The following is an 18362-nucleotide window of genomic DNA, read 5'->3' on the forward strand; positions in this document are numbered from 1 at the left end:
AATTATGAGCAGGCATTTCAGTATCCTATTATTTTATTTACTTCCGATCATTCTGTTTGTGTCTTGTACAAAAGATACGGAAAATGAAGTTTCTGCAGAGGTATCAAGAACTGTAATGGTTTACATGTCTGCCAACAATAATTTAGCGAGTGAAGCCATTGATAACCTCAATCAGATGGAATCGGGATTCAGTGGAGCTAATGGGAAGCTGCTGGTATATGCCAAAATTTTTGGTCAGCGGCCAAGGATTTATGAAATTATCCATGATACTTCTGATAAAATCGTGAGCAAAGTATTGAAAGAATACCCAGAACATAATGCATCTGATCCATCAACCATGAAAATGGTATTTGAGGATATGGAGAGGCTTGGAAAAGCGAGGAGTTATGCTGCGGTTTTATGGTCGCATGCTACCAACTGGTATCCTGGAAATAAGAAAATGGCCAAGGTAAAATCCTTTGGAGAGGACAATGGTGATACTATGGATGTAAAGGATTTGAAAAAGGCTTTACCCAATAATCTTTCTTATCTAATTTTTGATGCATGTTCCATGGGATCAGTTGAGGTATTATATGAGTTGAAAGATTTGGTGCCTTATGTATTAGCTTCTCCAACGGAAGTAATCAGTGTGGGGATGCCCTATGATCAGATTATTTCGCATTTCTTTGACGAAAATGTTGAACGAGGATTAAGGAAAGCCGGCCAATTATATTTTGATTTTTATAATAGTAAACAAGGCAAAATGCGTTCAGCAAGTTTTTCGTTGATAGATATGAAAGAGATGCAAAATTTAGCTGTAGTGATGGGTTCTGTGATTAATGGGCAGAATGGTCCAAGACAGGTTATCAGGGCTAATGTGCAAAGGTTGGATTTAGATCCATTTGCTACACAGACCGTTCCAGCATTTGATTTACTAGATTTTTGTGAGAAGAATTTTTCAAAAGCGGATGTGGAAAAAGTAAAAAAACAGTTGAAAGAAACGGTTTTGTTCAAAGTTTCTACGACACATTTTTTAGGAAATCCTATAGAGGTTTTTTCAGGCTTATCCTGTTATATTCCGATTGAATCCGAATTGGATTTAAATAAATATTATCAGAGTTTAGGATGGAACCAAGCTTCCTCCTATTCGAAGTTATTCCATTGGATGCAATAATTTTTTCTATAATTACTATTGATTTTTAAGGAGTTCATATTTCTATATGGCTCCTTTCTAATAAATAAAAAGGGAGAATATTCAATTTGAATATTCTCCCTTTCCTTATAAATTTATCTAAGAATTAATCTTCTTCGTCATCATTGGCTCCGAATAAACCTAACTGACCATTATTATCTATTTGAATATCATCAGGGTTGGTAATTTCGAATGGAATATCATCCACTGGAGCGGATTTTTGTTCAGTTTTTTCCGTCGGTTCAGCTTTTGATTTTTCAGTTTCCTTTTCAGGGGTTGATTTTTCAGGTGCTGATTTTTCTACTTCGACCGGAGTTTCATGAGTTGTTGTTTCATTCAGGGCTGGTTGCTCCGTGATTGAAAGGTCTTTTTCATCCGAAAGAAGTTTGATTTTTTGTACTGTATGGAAAGAGAGCCTATTGCCTTGGGCTTTCATACCTTTGACATCAACAATCTCGGTTAACTCTTGCTCTAGATGCTCATGGGTTTGGGATTTTCCTTTAAGAATATCCAATGCGACCACTGGAGCATCATTGTTGGTCAAGAGGATGAGTTTGCTTTCCTCAGGAATAAATCGCACGCGTTTACCAACGGGGTTATCATCAAAATTGAATCTTTTGACGAAGTAGGTTCCAGTTTTGGTGTCTTGATGGATCGCTGTATAGATTTGCCCTGGGATAAATTTTTCGAGGCGAATCATTTTCTCATCGAAGTGATTATTCAAATCGAAGTTTGACAACTCGTAAGAACCATCATTTACGGCCATTAAAATTTTGTCATCGCCATCAAATTCACCAAGGAATTTTCCTCTATTATCTGCATTTAATCTTTTCAGGATATCATCATACCAGATTTTTCTTCCAGCAAGGGTAGATACGCCAGCGCTTTTGAAAGTGACTTTTTTCACTGGATATTTGCTGACAATATTTCCTTGGGAAGCACGCCCTTTAATGGCGATTTCAGCGAAGTCCATATCGAAGTTTAGCTTCCTCAATTTGGTATGCGGTTTAAGCTGGATATTGACAATTTCAGCTTCACCATTTGGATTGGCAGTAAAGTACAAGATTTTAGTTCCTTTACTTGATTTACCGATATCATAATCTTTATCTCGCGTTACTGCGGTTACCGAGAAACGTTTGATATAGCTGGTACCGGTTCCTCCGTCTTTGTAAATTGCATTGTATACGGTTCTTTCATCGCCTTTTTTGAAGACTGCGACATGGATAATGTCTTTACCCACGAAGATTTTGTCTTGTACTTTTACGACAGAATATTTTCCATCTGCTCTAAATACAATAATATCATCGATATCGGAACAATCAGAAACCAATTCATCTTTACGCATATTGGTACCGATGAATCCTTCTTCGCGATTTACATAAAGTTTAGCATTAGCCAAGGCTACTTGTGTTGCTTCAACCTTATCAAAAACACGTAATTCGGTTTTACGTTCTCTTCCTTTGCTATATTTTCCACGGATATACTCATACCATTTGATGGTATATTCGGTCAAGTTTCTCAGGTTCTTTTTAACTTCTTTTATTTCATCTTCGAGTGCTTTCATCTGATCGTCTGCTTTTTTAACGTCAAATCGGGTGATGCTACTCATTGGTTTGTCGATCAATCGTTTATAATCTTCCGCTGTAATTGGGCGATAGAATTGGTCGAAGAATGGGCTGAATAATTGATTTAAGACTTCTACTACGGTTTCAAAATCACCTGCGTTTTCATAATCAGCGTGCTTATACATTCCTTCTTGAATAAAGATTTTCAGCAAGGAGCTAAAGAATATCTTTTCTTGGAGTTCGTGTAATCTGATTTCAAGTTCTTGTTTCAACAAGCTCTTGGTTTGTTTTGTATTTTCGATCAAGATATCATTGACGCTCATAAAATGAGGTTTATTCTTCTTGATGACACAGGTATTTGGAGATATTGAGGTTTCACAGCCTGTAAAAGCGTATAGGGCATCAATTGTTACATCTGGAGAGATTCCAGGGGCAAGGTGGACGATGATTTCTACGAATTCGGCTGTATTATCTTCAATTTTTTTAATTTTTATTTTTCCTTTTTCATTGGCAGAGACAATGCTGTCGATCAATGAACCGGTTGTTGTTCCGAAGGGGATTTCTGTTATTGCGAGTGTTTTTTTGTCGCGTTCTTCGATTTTTGCACGCACGCGGATTTTTCCACCGCGTTGTCCTTCATTATACCCAGTTACATCGGCCATTCCTCCTGTTGGGAAGTCTGGATATATGGCTGGTCTTTCACCTTTTAAAACTTGGATGGAGCCATCGATAAGTTCGATGAAGTTGTGGGGCATAATTTTGGTTGCCAATCCTACGGCAATACCTTCAGCACCCTGAGCTAAGAGGAGCGGGAATTTTACGGGTAGTGTAATAGGTTCCTTATTACGGCCATCATAGCTTAATTGCCAATCTGTTGTATCGGGATTAAAGACGACTTCATTGGCAAATTTGGATAAACGCCCTTCAATATACCTTGGTGCGGCAGCAGAGTCTCCAGTAATGGGGTCTCCCCAGTTTCCTTGGCAGTCGATCAATAAATCCTTTTGTCCCAATTGTACCATGGCATCACCAATTGAAGCATCCCCATGGGGGTGATATTTCATGGTATTTCCAATGACATTTGCGGCCTTATTATACCGTCCGTCGTCCATTTCTTTAAGGGAATGGAGGATCCGACGTTGTACCGGTTTGAAGCCATCATTGATATGAGGCACTGCACGGTCCAATATTACATAAGAAGCATAATCCAGAAACCAATTTTCATATAGTCCCGACAAGGGGATAGTATTGCTTTGTTGGTCTTGATTTGGGTTTGAGTCGTTATTTTCTTCTATATCGTTGATTTCGTCACTCATGAACTTTTCCGTAAGATTTTGATGGGTTTACAGGAATGATTTCTGCAAACCTCGTAAAAATACGAAATTCATTTTATTTGTTTTATTTTTAGGATTATTCTACAATTTATTGAAACCATACTATGAGACACTTTATATTTCTATTGATTTTTTGTTTTTCCATTAACCTTCTTTTAGCTCAACAAGGGCAGTATGAATTGAAAGAAAATATTTCTTATGTTTCTTCTTCGGTAGATTCTTATAGCAAGGAGTGGTGCCAATTGGATGTTTATTATCCGAAGGACAAGAAAGATTTCACGACGATTTTATGGTTTCATGGGGGAGGTTTGACGGAGGGGAGAAAAGAAATTCCAGCTTACTTAAAGGATAAAGGGGTTGCTGTTATTGGCGTTGGTTATCGTTTGTCGCCTAAGGTGAAGGTTGAAGATATTATCAAAGATGCTGCAAAGGCTGTTCACTGGACCTTTGATCATATTTCAGAATTCGGAGGGAACAATAAAAAGATTGTTTTGTCGGGTCATTCCGCAGGGGGGTATTTGAATTTGATGCTGGCTTTAAACCCACGGTATTTGGCTGATGAGGGGATTAATGCGGATGATTTATTTGCTGTGGTCCCTTTTAGTGCGCAATGTATCAGTCATTTTACGGCTCGTTCAGAGCGTGGGATTGGCATCAACCAGCCTGTTGTGGATGAATATGCACCGCTTTATTGGGTTCGTAAGAACGAGGTTCCTATCAGCTTGATTACAGGAGATCGGGAGTTGGAAATGGTCGGTCGATATGAGGAGAATGCGTATTTAGCTCGGATGCTTAAGATCGTTGGTCATCCGGATGTGAAGCTCTTAGAATTGGATGGTTATGATCATGGGATGACGTATCCTGCTTTCCCACTATTACTTAAGGAAATTGAGCGTTTGAATAAATAAATAAACTCTTGTTTTGCTAATATTTTTAGTAATTTTGAATTATCTGATAATTGGAATTACTATGGATTTAGTTGATAGCAAGCGTTTTGTGGCTCATTTGGACTTAGATACGTTTTTTGTAAGCGTTGAGCGTTTGAAGAACAGTAAGTTCATTGGGAAGCCGTTGATTGTGGGTGGTATGAGTGATCGGGCGGTTGTTTCGGCCTGTAGTTATGAGACTCGGAAATTTGGGGTTCACAGTGCTATGCCGATGAAGCTGGCATTGCGTCTTTGTCCGCATGCGATTGTTGTTCGTGGGGATATGGATAGTTACAGTTATTATTCGAGAGTGGTGACGGATGTTGTTCGGGAAACGGTTCCTGTGATGGAGAAGGCTAGTGTTGATGAGTTTTATGTTGACTTGACTGGAGTTGATCGTTTTTTTGGTTGCAGTCAGTTTATGATAGATTTGAAGAGCAAGATTCAGAAGGAGAGTGGTCTACCGATCAGTTACGCTTTGGCTTCGAATAAGTTGATTAGTAAGGTTGCGACGGATGATGCGAAGCCTGATGGGAAGAAGGAGATTCTGCATGGATTAGAGAAGGATTATCTAGCGCCTTTGAAGATCCAACGGATGCCTGGAATTGGCGAGAAGACGAGTGTTCTTTTATTGCAGATGGGGGTTAGGACGATTAAGATTTTGAGTGAGATTCCGGTTCCGATGATGCATAATTTATTGGGAAAAAATGGGATTGATCTATCGAGGAAGGCAAATGGGATTGATCCTTCACCGATTATTCCATATTCTGAGCAGAAGAGCATTGGTACCGAGGAGACGTTTGTCCAGGATACGATTAATATGCAGTTTTTGAATAGTGAGTTGATTCGGATGACGGAGCGTTTGACGTTTCAGTTACGGAAGCAGGAGCGTTTGACGGGTTGTGTTACGGTGAAGCTACGGTATGCGAATTTTGATACGGTGAGTAAGCAAATGGTCATTTCCTATACAGCCTCAGATACTGTTTTGCTGAAGAAGGTCAAGGAGTTATTTGCGAAGCTATATGATCGGCGGATGTTGGTTCGATTAATTGGGGTTCGTTTCAGTCATTTGGTTCAGGGGTCTCAACAGATTAATTTATTTGAGGATACCGAAGAGGCGGTTCGTTTATATCAGGCGATGGACGCGATGCGTGCTCGATATGGCGATGAGGCGATCAAGCGGGCAATCTCTCTAAAAGAGATTAACAAGAAAGACCGTAGTCCGCATTTCTAATTTAATATGCTTTGGAATGCACTACTTTTAAAGAAGGTTTTCCGTAGGTAATATTTTGGAAGGTCTTAAAATATTGGGATGCCATAATTTCCCAGCTATAATTTTCGAGGCTAAACTTTTGATAAGACTTGGCCAAGAGCTGATATTTTTCAGGATCAGCTAAAATTTCATTGATTTGTTTTTTCCAGGCTCTCGGATTTTGGGAGGGGAGCAAGATTCCATTTTTTTCATATTGAATAGCATCTGTTATTCCTTCCATTGCGGAGGCAATAACGATTGTCCCTGCGAGTGAGGCTTCGAGGCAGACTAATCCAAAGCCTTCCATATCGCCATTTACATGAATATTAGGCATCAAGAATGCGTTAGCATGAGCAAGTAGGGATTGTAAATGAGGAAACGGGATTTTACCTAAATGTTTGACCCGGCTATTGATATTTTCCTGTTGAAGGAGTTTCCGGATTTCTCTTTCATCCGAAGGGTATCCTAAGAAGAGGGTGATCAAGTGATATGGTCCTTTTGGTAGTATACGGAGTATTTTTTCTATTCTGCTAGCTTTTTGGTTGAAGGGGCCAATCATGAGAAGTTGAAAGTCATCTGTCAAGGTTGGTACCACTTCTTTTAATAACCAGGAGAACCCTTTTCTTTTGACAGGTCGACCGAGGGTAAGCATAAATTTTTTATTGAAGTCGACTTGGGGATAATAGGATTTAATCTCCTCCAGGGGGAGGGGTTCAGCATGAGCTATATCATGGTCTACGCCATTTTTGATAACGGTGATCTTATGTTGAGCAATGCCACGTTGAATAGCAGCATTGGCTGTTGCGGAGCTTACGGCAATAATATGATCATATTCATTGAATCGGGTGAGGATTTTCTTCTGAAAATATTTCCAGGGGAATACCACATCGAGTCCATGGATGGTTACGACTCTTTTAAGATGCTTATACCCCGAGTGGAATAAAGCAAGAGAGGCAATAAGTCCATCATTGAAGTGAATTAATTGGATATTGGGATTAGCATGAATAATTTTCAAGATATTGCTATTGAGGTTCCAGAAAAAAGACAATAGGCTTTCCTGATCTTTTTGATATACCAGCATGTGCACCTGGGCTTGCGGGTTATTGCAAAAAGCATTAATTAGTTCAAAGGATTGTTTTTCCATTCCACCAGTTGCTGGTGGATACTTATGGCTAACAAATAATATTTCCATTTTGTAAAGTAGCGGTGTTTTTACTATCCTTTTTTATGAAAAGGTAAAGGATAAACCCGACTGCAATCCAGAATAACTGTCTTGTTCGACGTAGGATGGATGCTGATATCCAAACAGAGGCAGAGGTTATACCGATGATTTGGAGCATCATTTTATTTCCCAACTCTTCGAATCCCAATTGTCCTGGGACGAATGCAGCAGCGCTTTTGAAAACAATAATTCCCATATCGAGCAATAATCCATGCATAGGAAGGATATGGTAGCCAAGAAAAATAATAATGAGATAAAACTCTAGACTTCCAATGATCCAATGAATCCCTGCGAGGAAATAGGAATACCAAAAAGATTTGGGGTTGGCGCGATAAGCAGTTCTGATATTGAAAATAAGCTGAATAATCTTACTCTTTAGTTTTCCTATGAATGATTTTGGATTTTTTGTAAGGCGTTCAGGTGTTGATTCACCAAAGATGAGCCAATAAAAAAAGGCAAAATTTATAAAAATCAACAGGGCAATAAAGATATAGAATGGGATTCTGATGTTTTGAAGGGCCGCCATTCCGATTTGGGTATTGCTAAGCCATAAACAAGCCAATAGGAGCAGGAGAATTTGCGAGAGTACAAGGGTAATTCTAGAAGTTGCAACCGCGCTCAATGCCTTCTCTTTAGAGATTTCATAAGGTTTGAGCATTTCCGCTTTGAGGAGGTCACCCCCGAGAATGCTAGTGGGGTTGAATTGTCCGACCGTTTCACCGACTTGTCGAATCATAAAGAGTCTGAAGAGGCTTATTTTTTTGCGATCATCGGCTAGGCAGGTGTACCAAGACCAAGTTCCGAAGAAATAAGCTAAGAATGTGACTGCAATGAGGTAGACAAATTTATAGTTGATTTTATTGAGTTCTTCCTTTGTTGCTGAAAAATCGGTGTTAAGAATAAATACGGCGATAAATCCAAGGATCACCAGGATTAAAATAAGTTTAATTGTTTTTTTATTAATCCTTAGTTGTTGGCCCATGCCATAGAGTTTAGGGGTTCCGAAGCAAGTTCTTGGATATCGTCAAAATAGGTTTCAGCGAGTTTACCCCAGTCTAATTTTTTCACATAAGATAATCCTGCTTGTTGGAATTCTTGTTTGATGCTGTTGTCACTAAGTATTTTATGGATAAAATACACGTATTCGAGGGCATTGTTAGGCATACATTTGTAGCCAGTCCGACCATGTTCAATTAGGCTTGAACTACCCCCGCCATTGGCAATTACACAAGGCAATCCGGAAGCCATTGCTTCAATGACCACATTGCCATAGGTTTCAGAAGTGGAAGTAAAGAGAAATACATCCGATGAGGCGTATAATTTGGAAAGTTCTTCATGGTCTAATTTTCCCAGGAAGATTGCAGTAGGCATGAGGGCTTGGGCTTCTTCTTTGGCTGCACCATCACCAGCAATAATCAGGTTGTACTCGATATTAGACTTTTTGAGTTGCTGATAAATATCAATTAAGGTCTGCACATTTTTCTCCCATACTAATCGGCTGGCGAATAAGATGTTTGGTTTATCGTTGTTGCTGATCTTACGGATATAGTCTGAGTCGGCTTTTTCGGGATTAAATAATCGGAGGTCAATTCCGCGTTGCCATAAGGTAAGACGATCGGGTTGAATGCCGATTTCTTTCAGTTCATCCATGATATTATTTGCAGGGACATAAATTTTATGGCAACTATTATAGAATCTCAACATTGCTCTACGCATCCAATACTCAGCAGGTCTGATCAGAGAAGATAGGTTTCGGAGGTAATAAGCGATGTAAGAGATAAAATGGGTATGATAAATACTAATAATGGGGATATTCTTTTTTCTGGCGTATTTCATAGCGAAGAATCCCAAGAGGGATGGAGTTGCGATGTGGATAACGTCAGGGGCAAAATTATCTAGGGTTTCTTCGAGTTTCCACTTTGAAAGTTGTGGGACTGCGAAAGAGTAGTCGTCATTGATCGGGATTTTAAAGGTCGGGACCTGGTAAGACTGGTGCGTTCTGAAATTTTCAGGACCTTTTCCATAGATAAAAAGATAAGAAAATGCCGCGTGATCGATACGGTTTATGATTTGAAACATGGTCCTTGAGGCGCCATCGAAATCTTCAATTAGGATTTCCGAAAAAAAAGCAACTTTCTTCATTTAGAATTCAATTGTCTATCGGGTAAAAGTATTGTCTCAATATTTCCTTATTGCTAATTTCTTATTAAGCTATTGTGAATGAAATGTTTATGTTTAGTAAAGGCTTAACAGGTTGTAAACATTGAATCAACAAACCTTTAATATTGATTTAAGATTAGATTTAATTGTGTACGATAATTTTGTGATAGGATTTATGAATGATCGATATGTTAATCAACCTTCCTTATCCTCCAAAAAGTAGAGCGTGGCATTTCAGGTTTTTGGTACTGATGTCGGTTATATTTTCCCTTCTTTTTATTTTCAGTTATAAGCGCAGTAATGGTTCAAAGCCGAGTTTAATGGCTCCTACGTTGGAGTTGGAAAAAAGGCATTCTGGGGAATTGAGTTTATTGACGTATAATATTGCGGGTTTGCCTGAGCTGATTTCGAGTGCGGAGACCCCGCGAGCCTCGAGTATCCGGAGCATAGGCGAGCGGATCAACCGCTTTGATATAGTGAATGTTCAAGAAGATTTCAATTATAATTCCGAGTTATATTCATCGAATCTACATTTATTTCGGACGGAGAGTATGGGAGGAGTTCCATTTGGAGATGGCTTGAGTACCTTATCGAAATATCCGATTCGCGCGACGGAGCGCGTTGCCTGGAAGGATTGCAGTGGGAGTGATTGTTTGACGCCCAAGGGGTTTAGCTATACCCGATTAGAAATTGCGAAGGGCGTTTTTATCGATGTTTATAATGTGCATGCTACGGCTCAGGATAATCCGGTTGCAGTTTTGGCGAGGAAGAAGAACTTAAAGCAGCTACAGAGCTATATTGAAGGTAAATCGTCTTGTGAGGCATTGTTGATTATGGGTGATTTTAATTCACATTATGCTTTTGGAGAGGACCATGTAGTTTCCTTTCGTGAGGAGATGTCCTTGATTGACACTTGGGCATTGCTTCATAATCGGGGGATGATTCCAGGCATTGAGTTGAATTTTATGGCGAAGCATGCCTTGACGGTTACAGATTCATGCGAGAGCATAGATAAAATATATTTCCGGAATAGCGATCAGATTGTTTTTACGCCGAAAAAATATCAGGTTGAGCATGATTTATTCAGCACAGCAGCCGGGGAGCCCTTATCCGATCATTGTGCTATTTCGTTAAAGTTGGAATGGGAATTGACTGATTCATTGGGACATTCCGATCCTAATCCTGGTTTATAGTTTAGGAATTGGCGTTAAGATGTTGATAAGTAACAAAAACTTAATACAGAATTCCAGATTATATAATTTGAAGACAATACTTTTATTTCATATAAGTTAATAGATGACCATACTTTTTATACTTGCAGGGGTAATCATAGTTTTACTATTCATTTTTAAGGGCTTGAAGGGGAAATTGATTGAGGTAGCCATTCCACAGGAGGAGACGAGTTCAGAGCGTTTTTTACAGGGGGAGATTTCATTATTGACTTATAATATTGCGGGTTTGCCTCAGGGGATTTCTGCGGCGAAGCTACCGAGGAAGATAAGTATTGCGGATATTGGAGAGAAAGTTGCGCCCTATGATATTGTGAATGTTCAGGAAGATTTTAACTATAACAGTTCATTTTATTCTCGAAACTTACATCCTTATCGGACCCAAACGAAAGGTAAGATTCCTGTTGGGGATGGTTTAAATACTTTATCGAAATTTCCTATTATCGAGTACCGAAGGATTCCATGGCGTCATTGCAGTGGGCCTGATTGTTGGACGGTTAAGGGGTTTAGTTTTGCTCAGATTCAACTTGCGAATCAGGTTACGGTTGATGTTTATAATGTTCATGCCAATTCCAGTGATGTTGCCCGCGCAGCGCGAGCAAGGCGCGAGAACTTTCGTCAATTGGCAAACTATATCAATGAGCATTCAGTGGATCGGCCAGTTATTGTGATGGGAGATTTTAATGCCCATTATGCCTATAAGCGTGATAATTTACATGAGTTTCTATTGACTACAGGTTTGTCTGATGGTTGGGTTCAGTTTCTTCGGAAAGGAGTTTTTCCAGAGGTGATTCCCAAATTTATCGCGCAACATATGTTGAGTTTGAACAATGAGACTGAAAGTTTGGATAAGATATTTTATAGAAACAGTGCTCATTTGAAATTTCAGCCGATGGATTATCAGGTAGAGATCCAACATTTCACAAATACCGAAGGAGAAGCCCTTTCCGATCACCTTGCGGTTTCCATGCAATTGAATTGGACATGGGAAGATTAGGGGCATTAAAATTTGATTAACCATTAAATATATAACAGTGATCAGCTGAGAATTCCCTTTCTCAGCTTTTTTTATTTTAATTTTTTGGATAGAACTTAATTGTCAATGGCAGAGGGTAATTACATTCATTTTTTGGATTTATTCTGTGGGATTGGAGCATTTTAACTATTTAATATTGCTAATATTTTTAGTAAAATGATTTAAAAAATTCTTAATCTTGTAAAATGTTTTTGAATTGCAAGACTTGGTTTAGTTTTCATTATGGGACCTATCCTACGAAGGATTTGGTTGAGCGAGCGCAGTCCTTGGGAGTTAAGGCCATGGCCTTAACGAATATCAATAGTACTGCGGATTGTTGGGACTTTGTCTTGAAATGTCAGGAGGCGAGGATCAAGCCTATTTTGGGTGTAGAGATTCGGAATGAGAATGAGTTTTGCTATATACTTTTGGCGAAGAACAATGCGGGTTTATTGGTTATTCAGAGTTTTCTTTCGTTTTATAAGCAGCGGAAGTTGAATTTTCCAAAGAAGCTACCATTTGAGTCTGAGGATGTTTGGATTATTTATTCTTATGATGATCATCCAGTGATTGAGGATTTGGGTCGTCAGGAGTTAATAGGAATCCGGCAGGAGGATCTAAATAAATTAAATTGGCAAGAGGCATTATCAGCGGATTGTTGGGTTGTATTGCAGCCGGTTACCTATCAGGATAAGTCATATTATGATTTACATCGGATTTTAAGGGCCATTGCGAAGAACACCTTATTATCGAAGTTGACGAAGGATGATTATGCGCGGCCGAATGAGGTTTTAATCGATGAAGAGTCTTTGGTTTCCACTTTTGCGCGATTTCCATCCCTTATTAGCAGGACGATGGAGGTTGTGAAGAGCTGTTCGATTGAGATGGAATTTCATGTTGACAAGAACAAGAAGCATTTTACAGCGTCCCAGGAGGGGGATCATGAGTTATTGCGGAAGTTGGCTATCGAGGGTTGCAAGATTCGGTATGGACCAAAGAATAAACGGGCGATGGAGCGGGTAGAGAAGGAGTTGGGGATCATCAAGCAATCTGAGTTTAATTCCTATTTCTTAATAGTTTGGGATATGCTGCGATATGCTAATGAGCAGGGTTTTTATCATGTTGGTCGGGGGAGCGGGGCGAATTCTGTTGTTGCATATTGTTTACGGATTACGGATGTAGATCCGATTAAATTGGATCTTTATTTTGAGCGATTTTTGAATCCTAATCGGACTTCACCTCCGGATTTTGATATTGATTTCAGTTGGAAGGATCGGGATTCGATTTTTGAATATCTGTTTATGCGTTACGGGCGGCAGAATGTGTCATTATTGGGGATGTACAATACCTTTCAGCGGCGTGCGATTATTCGGGAATTGGGGAAGGTTTTTGGATTGCCGAAGGAGGAGATTGACGAGTTGGTTCATAAGCGGGAATGGAGTGCTGAGGATAAGATTCAGCGTTGGATTCAGAAATATGGTGCCATGTTGGTTGATTTTCCAAGTAATATAAGTGTTCATGCGGGGGGTGTATTGATTAGTGAGAAGCCCTTGAATGAGTATGGCGTATTGGAATTGCCGCCCAAGGGTTTTCTGACCTTGCATATGGATATGTTTGAGGCGGACCGGGTTGGCTTATTCAAGTTTGATATCCTGAGTCAACGTGGCTTAGGCCATATTAAGGATGCACTGGCATTGGTTCAACAAAATAAGGGCAAGCATATTGACATTCATCAGGTGGATCGATTTTTTGAAGATCCGAAACTGGCGGAGATGATCCGGAAAGCGGATACTATTGGCTGTTTTTATATCGAGAGTCCGGCTATGCGTCAGCTATTGGGTAAGTTAAAATGTTCAGATTATCTGACTTTAGTGGCTGCGAGTTCTATTATTCGGCCTGGTGTTGCGCAGTCGGGGATGATGAAACAATATATAGAGCGATATCATGATCGGGATAAGATTGAGTATCTACATCCAAAAATGATGGAGCTGCTGGCGGAGACTTTTGGGGTTATGGTTTATCAGGAGGATGTGATCAAGGTTGCGCATCATTTTGGGGGCATATCTTTGGAAGAGGCTGATATTCTACGGAGGGCAATGAGTGGCAAATATCGTTCAGAGAACAAGTTTGAATTGATGCGGGAGAAGTTCTTTGTGAATTGCCGGGCTCAAGGTTATGAGGAAGAGACGACGGCGGAGGTTTGGCGCCAAATGGAAAGTTTTGGGGGCTATTCCTTTGCCAAGGGGCACTCAGCCTCATTTGCAGTCGAGAGTTATCAGAGTCTTTATCTGAAGACCTATTATCCTTGTGAGTTTTATGTTGCAGTAATAAATAATTTCGGGGGCTTCTATCGGACGGAGTTTTACTTTCATGAGTTGCGGCGGAATGGGGGGGTAATTGAGCTTCCCTGCATGAACAACAGTGATTTTCTGACTAATATTCAAGACAACCAGGTTTTTGTGGGGTTTATTCATTTGCAAGGTCTCGAGCAGGAGTTTGCCCATAGGGTTGTAGAGGAGCGGCAAAGGAATGGCATATACAAGAATTTGAATGATGTGCTACAGCGTCTACATCCAGCACCTGAGCAGTTGAATATATTAATCCGAATTGGAGCCTTGCGTTTTACCGGTTTGGATAAGAAAACCCTGTTATGGGAAGCGAATTTCAGGAATAAAAGAACAGAAAAGGATGATCCCATTACCTTATTTGAAACTGAAGAGATCAAGTTTTCCTTGCCTGATTTCGAGAAGAACAGAATGGATGACCTACGGGATGAACTTGATTTACTAGGTTTTGTTGTTGGGGATTTTTATGAGTTATTGGATCCGATTCATTTGCAAGGAACGATACGGGTAAATCAATTAGATAGCCTTTTAGGGCAACAAGTAAAGATTGTGGGACGCTTAGTAACCATAAAAGAAACGCGTACGATCAAGAAGGAACGGATGAGTTTTGGTACTTTTTTAGATGTTGATGGGGACTGGTTGGATACGGTTCATTTTCCACCGACATTAAGACAATATCCATTTCAAGGGAGTGGGTTTTATGAGTTGCATGGTCGGGTGATGGAAGAGTTTGGAGTGTTTAGTATTGAGGTTTCTGCGATGCGGAAGCTAGGTTTTAATGTTGGGCAATAGATAAAAAATAGGCCTAAGGGGTGAAATTTCTTCGCTGCTTAGGCCTATTGCATATTATTTTTATTCTGTTTTTTTATCGTCGTCTTTTTTGTCGAACTCATCTTGGGGAAGATCTTCATAAGGAAGTTCTTCGGATTCATTGATTTCTTTATAGGTTACTTCGGTATGAGGAGTTTCATCGGGAGTATCGACATTGACATTGATATCCATTTCGATTTTTTTCTTGTTTTTAGGCATTCTAACGATTCCCCACTTCATCAGCAGTTCCTGTGTTGAATTTCGTTTAAGATGTAGTTTTTCAGGTTCGCCGATTAGGAATCCGAAGGCTTCCATATTCGGGTTAGCATCGAAGATGACCTTCAATGTTGCGATGAAAGGAAGGGCGATGATCAATCCTGCTAAACCAAATAGCATACCTCCCAACAAGATTCCGATGATTGCCATCAGCGGGTTAATGCTGACTTTTGATCCCACGATATTCGGGGTAATGATATTTCCTTCCAAGAATTGCACGACTTGAAACCAAGCAACCACACCAAGGGCATACAGGGCACTGTCTTTAGTTGCCAAAGCAAATAGGGCTGGTAAAATTGATCCAATAGCAATTCCAATATAAGGTAGAAGCATTAATAATGAAGCCAAAGATCCGAAGAACCAGGCATAATCAATTCCCAATGCCATTAATCCAACAGTATTTAAAACTGCTACAATTCCCATTACAGTAATTAATCCGACTAGGTAACTTTGAACTACCTCGTATATTTTATTCAGCACCTCATTGACTTTACTTTGAGGGGATGATTTGAAGGCTTTGAAGAAGAATTCGCGGAAGAAATCGCGATAGTATAGTAGGAAAAAGCTTAGTAGAGGAACTAGGATTGCGCTAGCCAGGATATTTCCGATGGATCCGAAGGTCGTGGAGATCATGCCGCCGGCATTTTCCATTGCTTTTTCACCTTGTTCACGGAGTTTTTCCATGACCTCTGTTCTTTCAATTCCGAATTGATTTTCGAGCCATTTTTGTCCACCTTCGAGAACGGACAATACCTTATCCGTAATTGCAGAGGCATCTTTTCCAATAAGGATACTTTCATAAACAATAAACCAAGACAGGCCTGAGATAATAGCAATGGCTACAATTACGGCCAAGATTGCTGAGAAGGCTTTTCCGAGGCGTATTCTTTCGAACAGACGGGCCAAGGGATAGAGGGATATTGAGATCAGGATTGAAAAGATCAGGGGTAATAATACGCCCTGGGTGACATACATTAGTGCTAAGATTAAGGCCAGAGCCATTAGGCTGGATGCAAGCTCAAAAGAATAAGGTCTCTTGGTTTGTTTGTTTTCCATATGATTGCTATAACAGGTTATTAGTTTTTTTGTTTTTTGAATTCCAATGTATCACGTAAAAAAATGCGAGTAAGATTATTATTGCATTTCCATAAAATATATACGGAATCCTCAGGATATGATCATGATAAATATAACCAGCAAATAATGCACCAAAACCGATACCAGCTTCCAGGGCGATGTACATTGTTGCCATTGCTTTTCCGCGGTACTGGGGAAGAGAAAGATCTATTGTCCAAGCATTGACTGCAGGGGAGAAGATTCCCGTTCCGATACCATATAAGCAGGCACCAATAACCAAGTGGGTGACACTATTTCCAAATCCAAGATAAAGGATTGAAATTGCAATCACAATCAAACCGACTTTCATCACTTTGATTCGTCCATACCGGTCGGCCACTTTTCCGGAAACAAATCTTATTCCGATGGATGCCAGGGTATAAGCGGTAAAGAAAAGTCCTTTGTTGCTAATGCCTAGATGTTCACTCCAATCGGGGATTAGAGTCAGGATTACTCCATAAGCGGTATAGGAAAGTAAAGTTACTACGGCAGCCGGTATTACACGGAATTCAATAATATCACGGCGCGATATTTTGAGCATTTCAGGGGAGAATCGTTTTTTATCCTTGAGGGTTTCTTTCATGTTCATCACGATGATGATCGAGAAGAATGCGAAAGCAGAGGAGCTATAGAACATCGTGTTGAGATCAAAATTTGATGCGATGTAACTACCGATTGCAGGTCCGACAGCACCACCGATGCTGAAGCATAACCCATGCATTCCCAGGGCTTCACCCCAGCGGTTGGACGGGATGATATCTGATATATAGGCGGATGTTGCGGTTGGTTTAAAGCCTGTCGAAAATCCATGTACGAGTCTAAGTAAGAAGAATCCAGAGACGCTGCTCAGGAAAGGGTATAAAAATCCGCAGATCACACAAACGGTAGAACCGATTGCCATTACAGGCACACGACCCCATTTATCAGTCAGTCGACCACTGAAAGGTCTAGAGATTCCGGCTGTTAAAGTAAAGAGAGCGATAATTAATCCTTTATGGGCGGCACCACCTAAAGAAGAGAGGTAATTTGGTAATTCTGGAATAATCATGTTAAAGCTAGCTGAGAAAAGTAGCGAGCTCAGGCAGAGCAGTCCAAACTGGAGGGTGTATAGAGGTTGTTCTTCGTTTTCTATTTTATCCATTTTTCTTTTCCATATTTTGTCGAGTCAATTCTGAACAAAATATTGTTGTTGCAACGGCGACATTTAATGATTCTGCATTTCCTACTCTTGGAATGGTGACGGCTTTGTCCACTTTTGGGATTAAGCTTTCGCGGATTCCATTTCCTTCATTTCCCATCATAATAAACCCTTCATCACCGAAATTGGTTTCATAGATGGATTCCCCATTCAATAAAGCTCCAAAAATTGGCATGTTGTTTTTGAGAATAAACTCTTCAAGGTCGAGATAGTGGATTTTTATTCTTGATAGCGAGCCCATGGTCGCTTGAACGACTTTAGGATTATAGGCATCGACCGTTCCAATTGAACAGATGATATTTTCGATTCCAAACCATTCTGCGGTTCGAATAATCGTTCCTAGATTTCCTGGATCTTGGACATCATCGAGGATCAAACTGTGTTTTCCTTTCAAATTCGTGAGGTGCAATTGGTCAAATTGGGGAATTTCTACCAATGCTAAAGCGCCCTGAGGGTTCTTTAATCCACTTATTTTATTAAACTCAGCATCTGTAAGTTCATCAAGTTTTATATTTTGCGGTATTTTGCCCAATTTTGCAGCGGCCTCAGCTGTCGCGAATATTTTACTTATCTTGTAGGAAGAATGTATAAATTCCAAAACGGATTTAATGCCTTCGACCACAAATAAGTTATGCTGAGTACGGAACTTTTTATGCTGCAATGAAGTAATTAGACTGATTTGAGCTTTTGACAACATGGGATGAATGACTAATAAAAGAAGTTTTTTATTTTTTGCAAGTATA

The 18362-nt window shown here is 39.8% G+C and carries 13 protein-coding genes; 6 read left to right on the forward strand and 7 right to left on the reverse strand.

Going from position 1 to position 18362, the window contains the following annotated elements; all coding sequences use genetic code 11:
- Nucleotides 1-4: 4 nt before the first annotated feature.
- Nucleotides 5-1153 carry a clostripain-related cysteine peptidase gene (locus ACF3OC_RS04435; protein ID WP_094280831.1) on the forward strand — a complete coding sequence of 383 codons (1149 nt, stop codon included), beginning with the start codon at nucleotides 5-7 and terminating at the stop codon, nucleotides 1151-1153.
- A gap of 124 nt (nucleotides 1154-1277) precedes the next feature.
- Here ACF3OC_RS04435 and ACF3OC_RS04440 read toward each other — a convergent pair whose 3' ends face one another.
- A complete protein-coding gene (locus tag ACF3OC_RS04440; protein WP_094280832.1) occupies nucleotides 1278-4052 on the reverse strand; it encodes a DNA gyrase/topoisomerase IV subunit A in 2775 nt (924 codons plus the stop codon).
- Nucleotides 4053-4174: 122 nt separating this feature from the next.
- Here ACF3OC_RS04440 and ACF3OC_RS04445 point away from each other — a divergent pair, with 122 nt between their 5' ends.
- Together ACF3OC_RS04445 and dinB are read left to right on the forward strand one after the other, a co-directional pair.
- Nucleotides 4175-4978, forward strand: coding sequence for an alpha/beta hydrolase (locus tag ACF3OC_RS04445; protein WP_392470990.1), 804 nt, complete (start codon nucleotides 4175-4177; stop codon nucleotides 4976-4978).
- 61 nt (nucleotides 4979-5039) lie between these two features.
- Nucleotides 5040-6230 carry a DNA polymerase IV gene (gene dinB, locus ACF3OC_RS04450; protein WP_094280834.1) on the forward strand — a complete coding sequence of 397 codons (1191 nt, stop codon included), beginning with the start codon at nucleotides 5040-5042 and terminating at the stop codon, nucleotides 6228-6230.
- A 1-nt stretch (nucleotide 6231) separates the two neighbouring features.
- On the opposite strand, the gene ACF3OC_RS04455 is transcribed toward dinB, so the two are convergent.
- Genes ACF3OC_RS04455 through ACF3OC_RS04465 form a run of 3 tightly spaced genes read right to left on the reverse strand, consistent with a single transcriptional unit; the run spans nucleotide 6232 to nucleotide 9612 of the window.
- The gene (locus tag ACF3OC_RS04455; RefSeq protein ID WP_094280835.1) at nucleotides 6232-7440 is read right to left on the reverse strand and encodes a glycosyltransferase family 4 protein; all 1209 of its coding nucleotides are present in this window, start codon (nucleotides 7438-7440) and stop codon (nucleotides 6232-6234) included.
- Nucleotides 7421-8452, reverse strand: a complete 1032-nt coding sequence (locus tag ACF3OC_RS04460; RefSeq protein WP_094280836.1) for a lysylphosphatidylglycerol synthase transmembrane domain-containing protein — start codon at nucleotides 8450-8452, stop codon at nucleotides 7421-7423. Before ACF3OC_RS04460 ends, ACF3OC_RS04455 begins: the two co-directional genes overlap by 20 nt.
- Complete coding sequence (locus ACF3OC_RS04465) at nucleotides 8437-9612, reverse strand: glycosyltransferase family 1 protein (RefSeq protein ID WP_094280837.1); 1176 nt, start codon at nucleotides 9610-9612, stop codon at nucleotides 8437-8439. Before ACF3OC_RS04465 ends, ACF3OC_RS04460 begins: the two co-directional genes overlap by 16 nt.
- A gap of 206 nt (nucleotides 9613-9818) precedes the next feature.
- Here ACF3OC_RS04465 and ACF3OC_RS04470 point away from each other — a divergent pair, with 206 nt between their 5' ends.
- The 3 genes from ACF3OC_RS04470 (at nucleotide 9819) to ACF3OC_RS04480 (ending at nucleotide 15011) form a co-directional block, all read left to right on the forward strand.
- Nucleotides 9819-10823 (forward strand): endonuclease/exonuclease/phosphatase family protein, encoded by a 1005-nt coding sequence (locus ACF3OC_RS04470; RefSeq protein ID WP_094280915.1) that lies wholly within the window; start codon nucleotides 9819-9821, stop codon nucleotides 10821-10823.
- A 103-nt stretch (nucleotides 10824-10926) separates the two neighbouring features.
- Nucleotides 10927-11856, forward strand: coding sequence for an endonuclease/exonuclease/phosphatase family protein (locus ACF3OC_RS04475; RefSeq protein WP_094255149.1), 930 nt, complete (start codon nucleotides 10927-10929; stop codon nucleotides 11854-11856).
- Between the two features lie 224 nt (nucleotides 11857-12080).
- A complete protein-coding gene (locus ACF3OC_RS04480; protein ID WP_094280838.1) occupies nucleotides 12081-15011 on the forward strand; it encodes a DNA polymerase III subunit alpha in 2931 nt (976 codons plus the stop codon).
- Between the two features lie 60 nt (nucleotides 15012-15071).
- On the opposite strand, the gene ACF3OC_RS04485 is transcribed toward ACF3OC_RS04480, so the two are convergent.
- The 3 genes from ACF3OC_RS04485 to ACF3OC_RS04495 are packed head-to-tail and all read right to left on the reverse strand — an operon-like array spanning nucleotide 15072 to nucleotide 18316.
- The gene (locus tag ACF3OC_RS04485) at nucleotides 15072-16361 is read right to left on the reverse strand and encodes an AI-2E family transporter (protein ID WP_094280839.1); all 1290 of its coding nucleotides are present in this window, start codon (nucleotides 16359-16361) and stop codon (nucleotides 15072-15074) included.
- Nucleotides 16362-16368: 7 nt separating this feature from the next.
- Nucleotides 16369-17562, reverse strand: coding sequence for an MFS transporter (locus ACF3OC_RS04490; RefSeq protein ID WP_094255146.1), 1194 nt, complete (start codon nucleotides 17560-17562; stop codon nucleotides 16369-16371).
- Nucleotides 17555-18316: an RNA methyltransferase gene (locus ACF3OC_RS04495; protein ID WP_094280840.1), complete on the reverse strand. Its 762-nt coding sequence runs from the start codon at nucleotides 18314-18316 to the stop codon at nucleotides 17555-17557. Before ACF3OC_RS04495 ends, ACF3OC_RS04490 begins: the two co-directional genes overlap by 8 nt.
- Between the last annotated feature and the right edge of the window lie 46 nt (nucleotides 18317-18362).

It is taken from the genome of Sphingobacterium cellulitidis (assembly GCF_043187465.1).
In the GTDB taxonomy this organism is placed as follows: domain Bacteria; phylum Bacteroidota; class Bacteroidia; order Sphingobacteriales; family Sphingobacteriaceae; genus Sphingobacterium; species Sphingobacterium cellulitidis.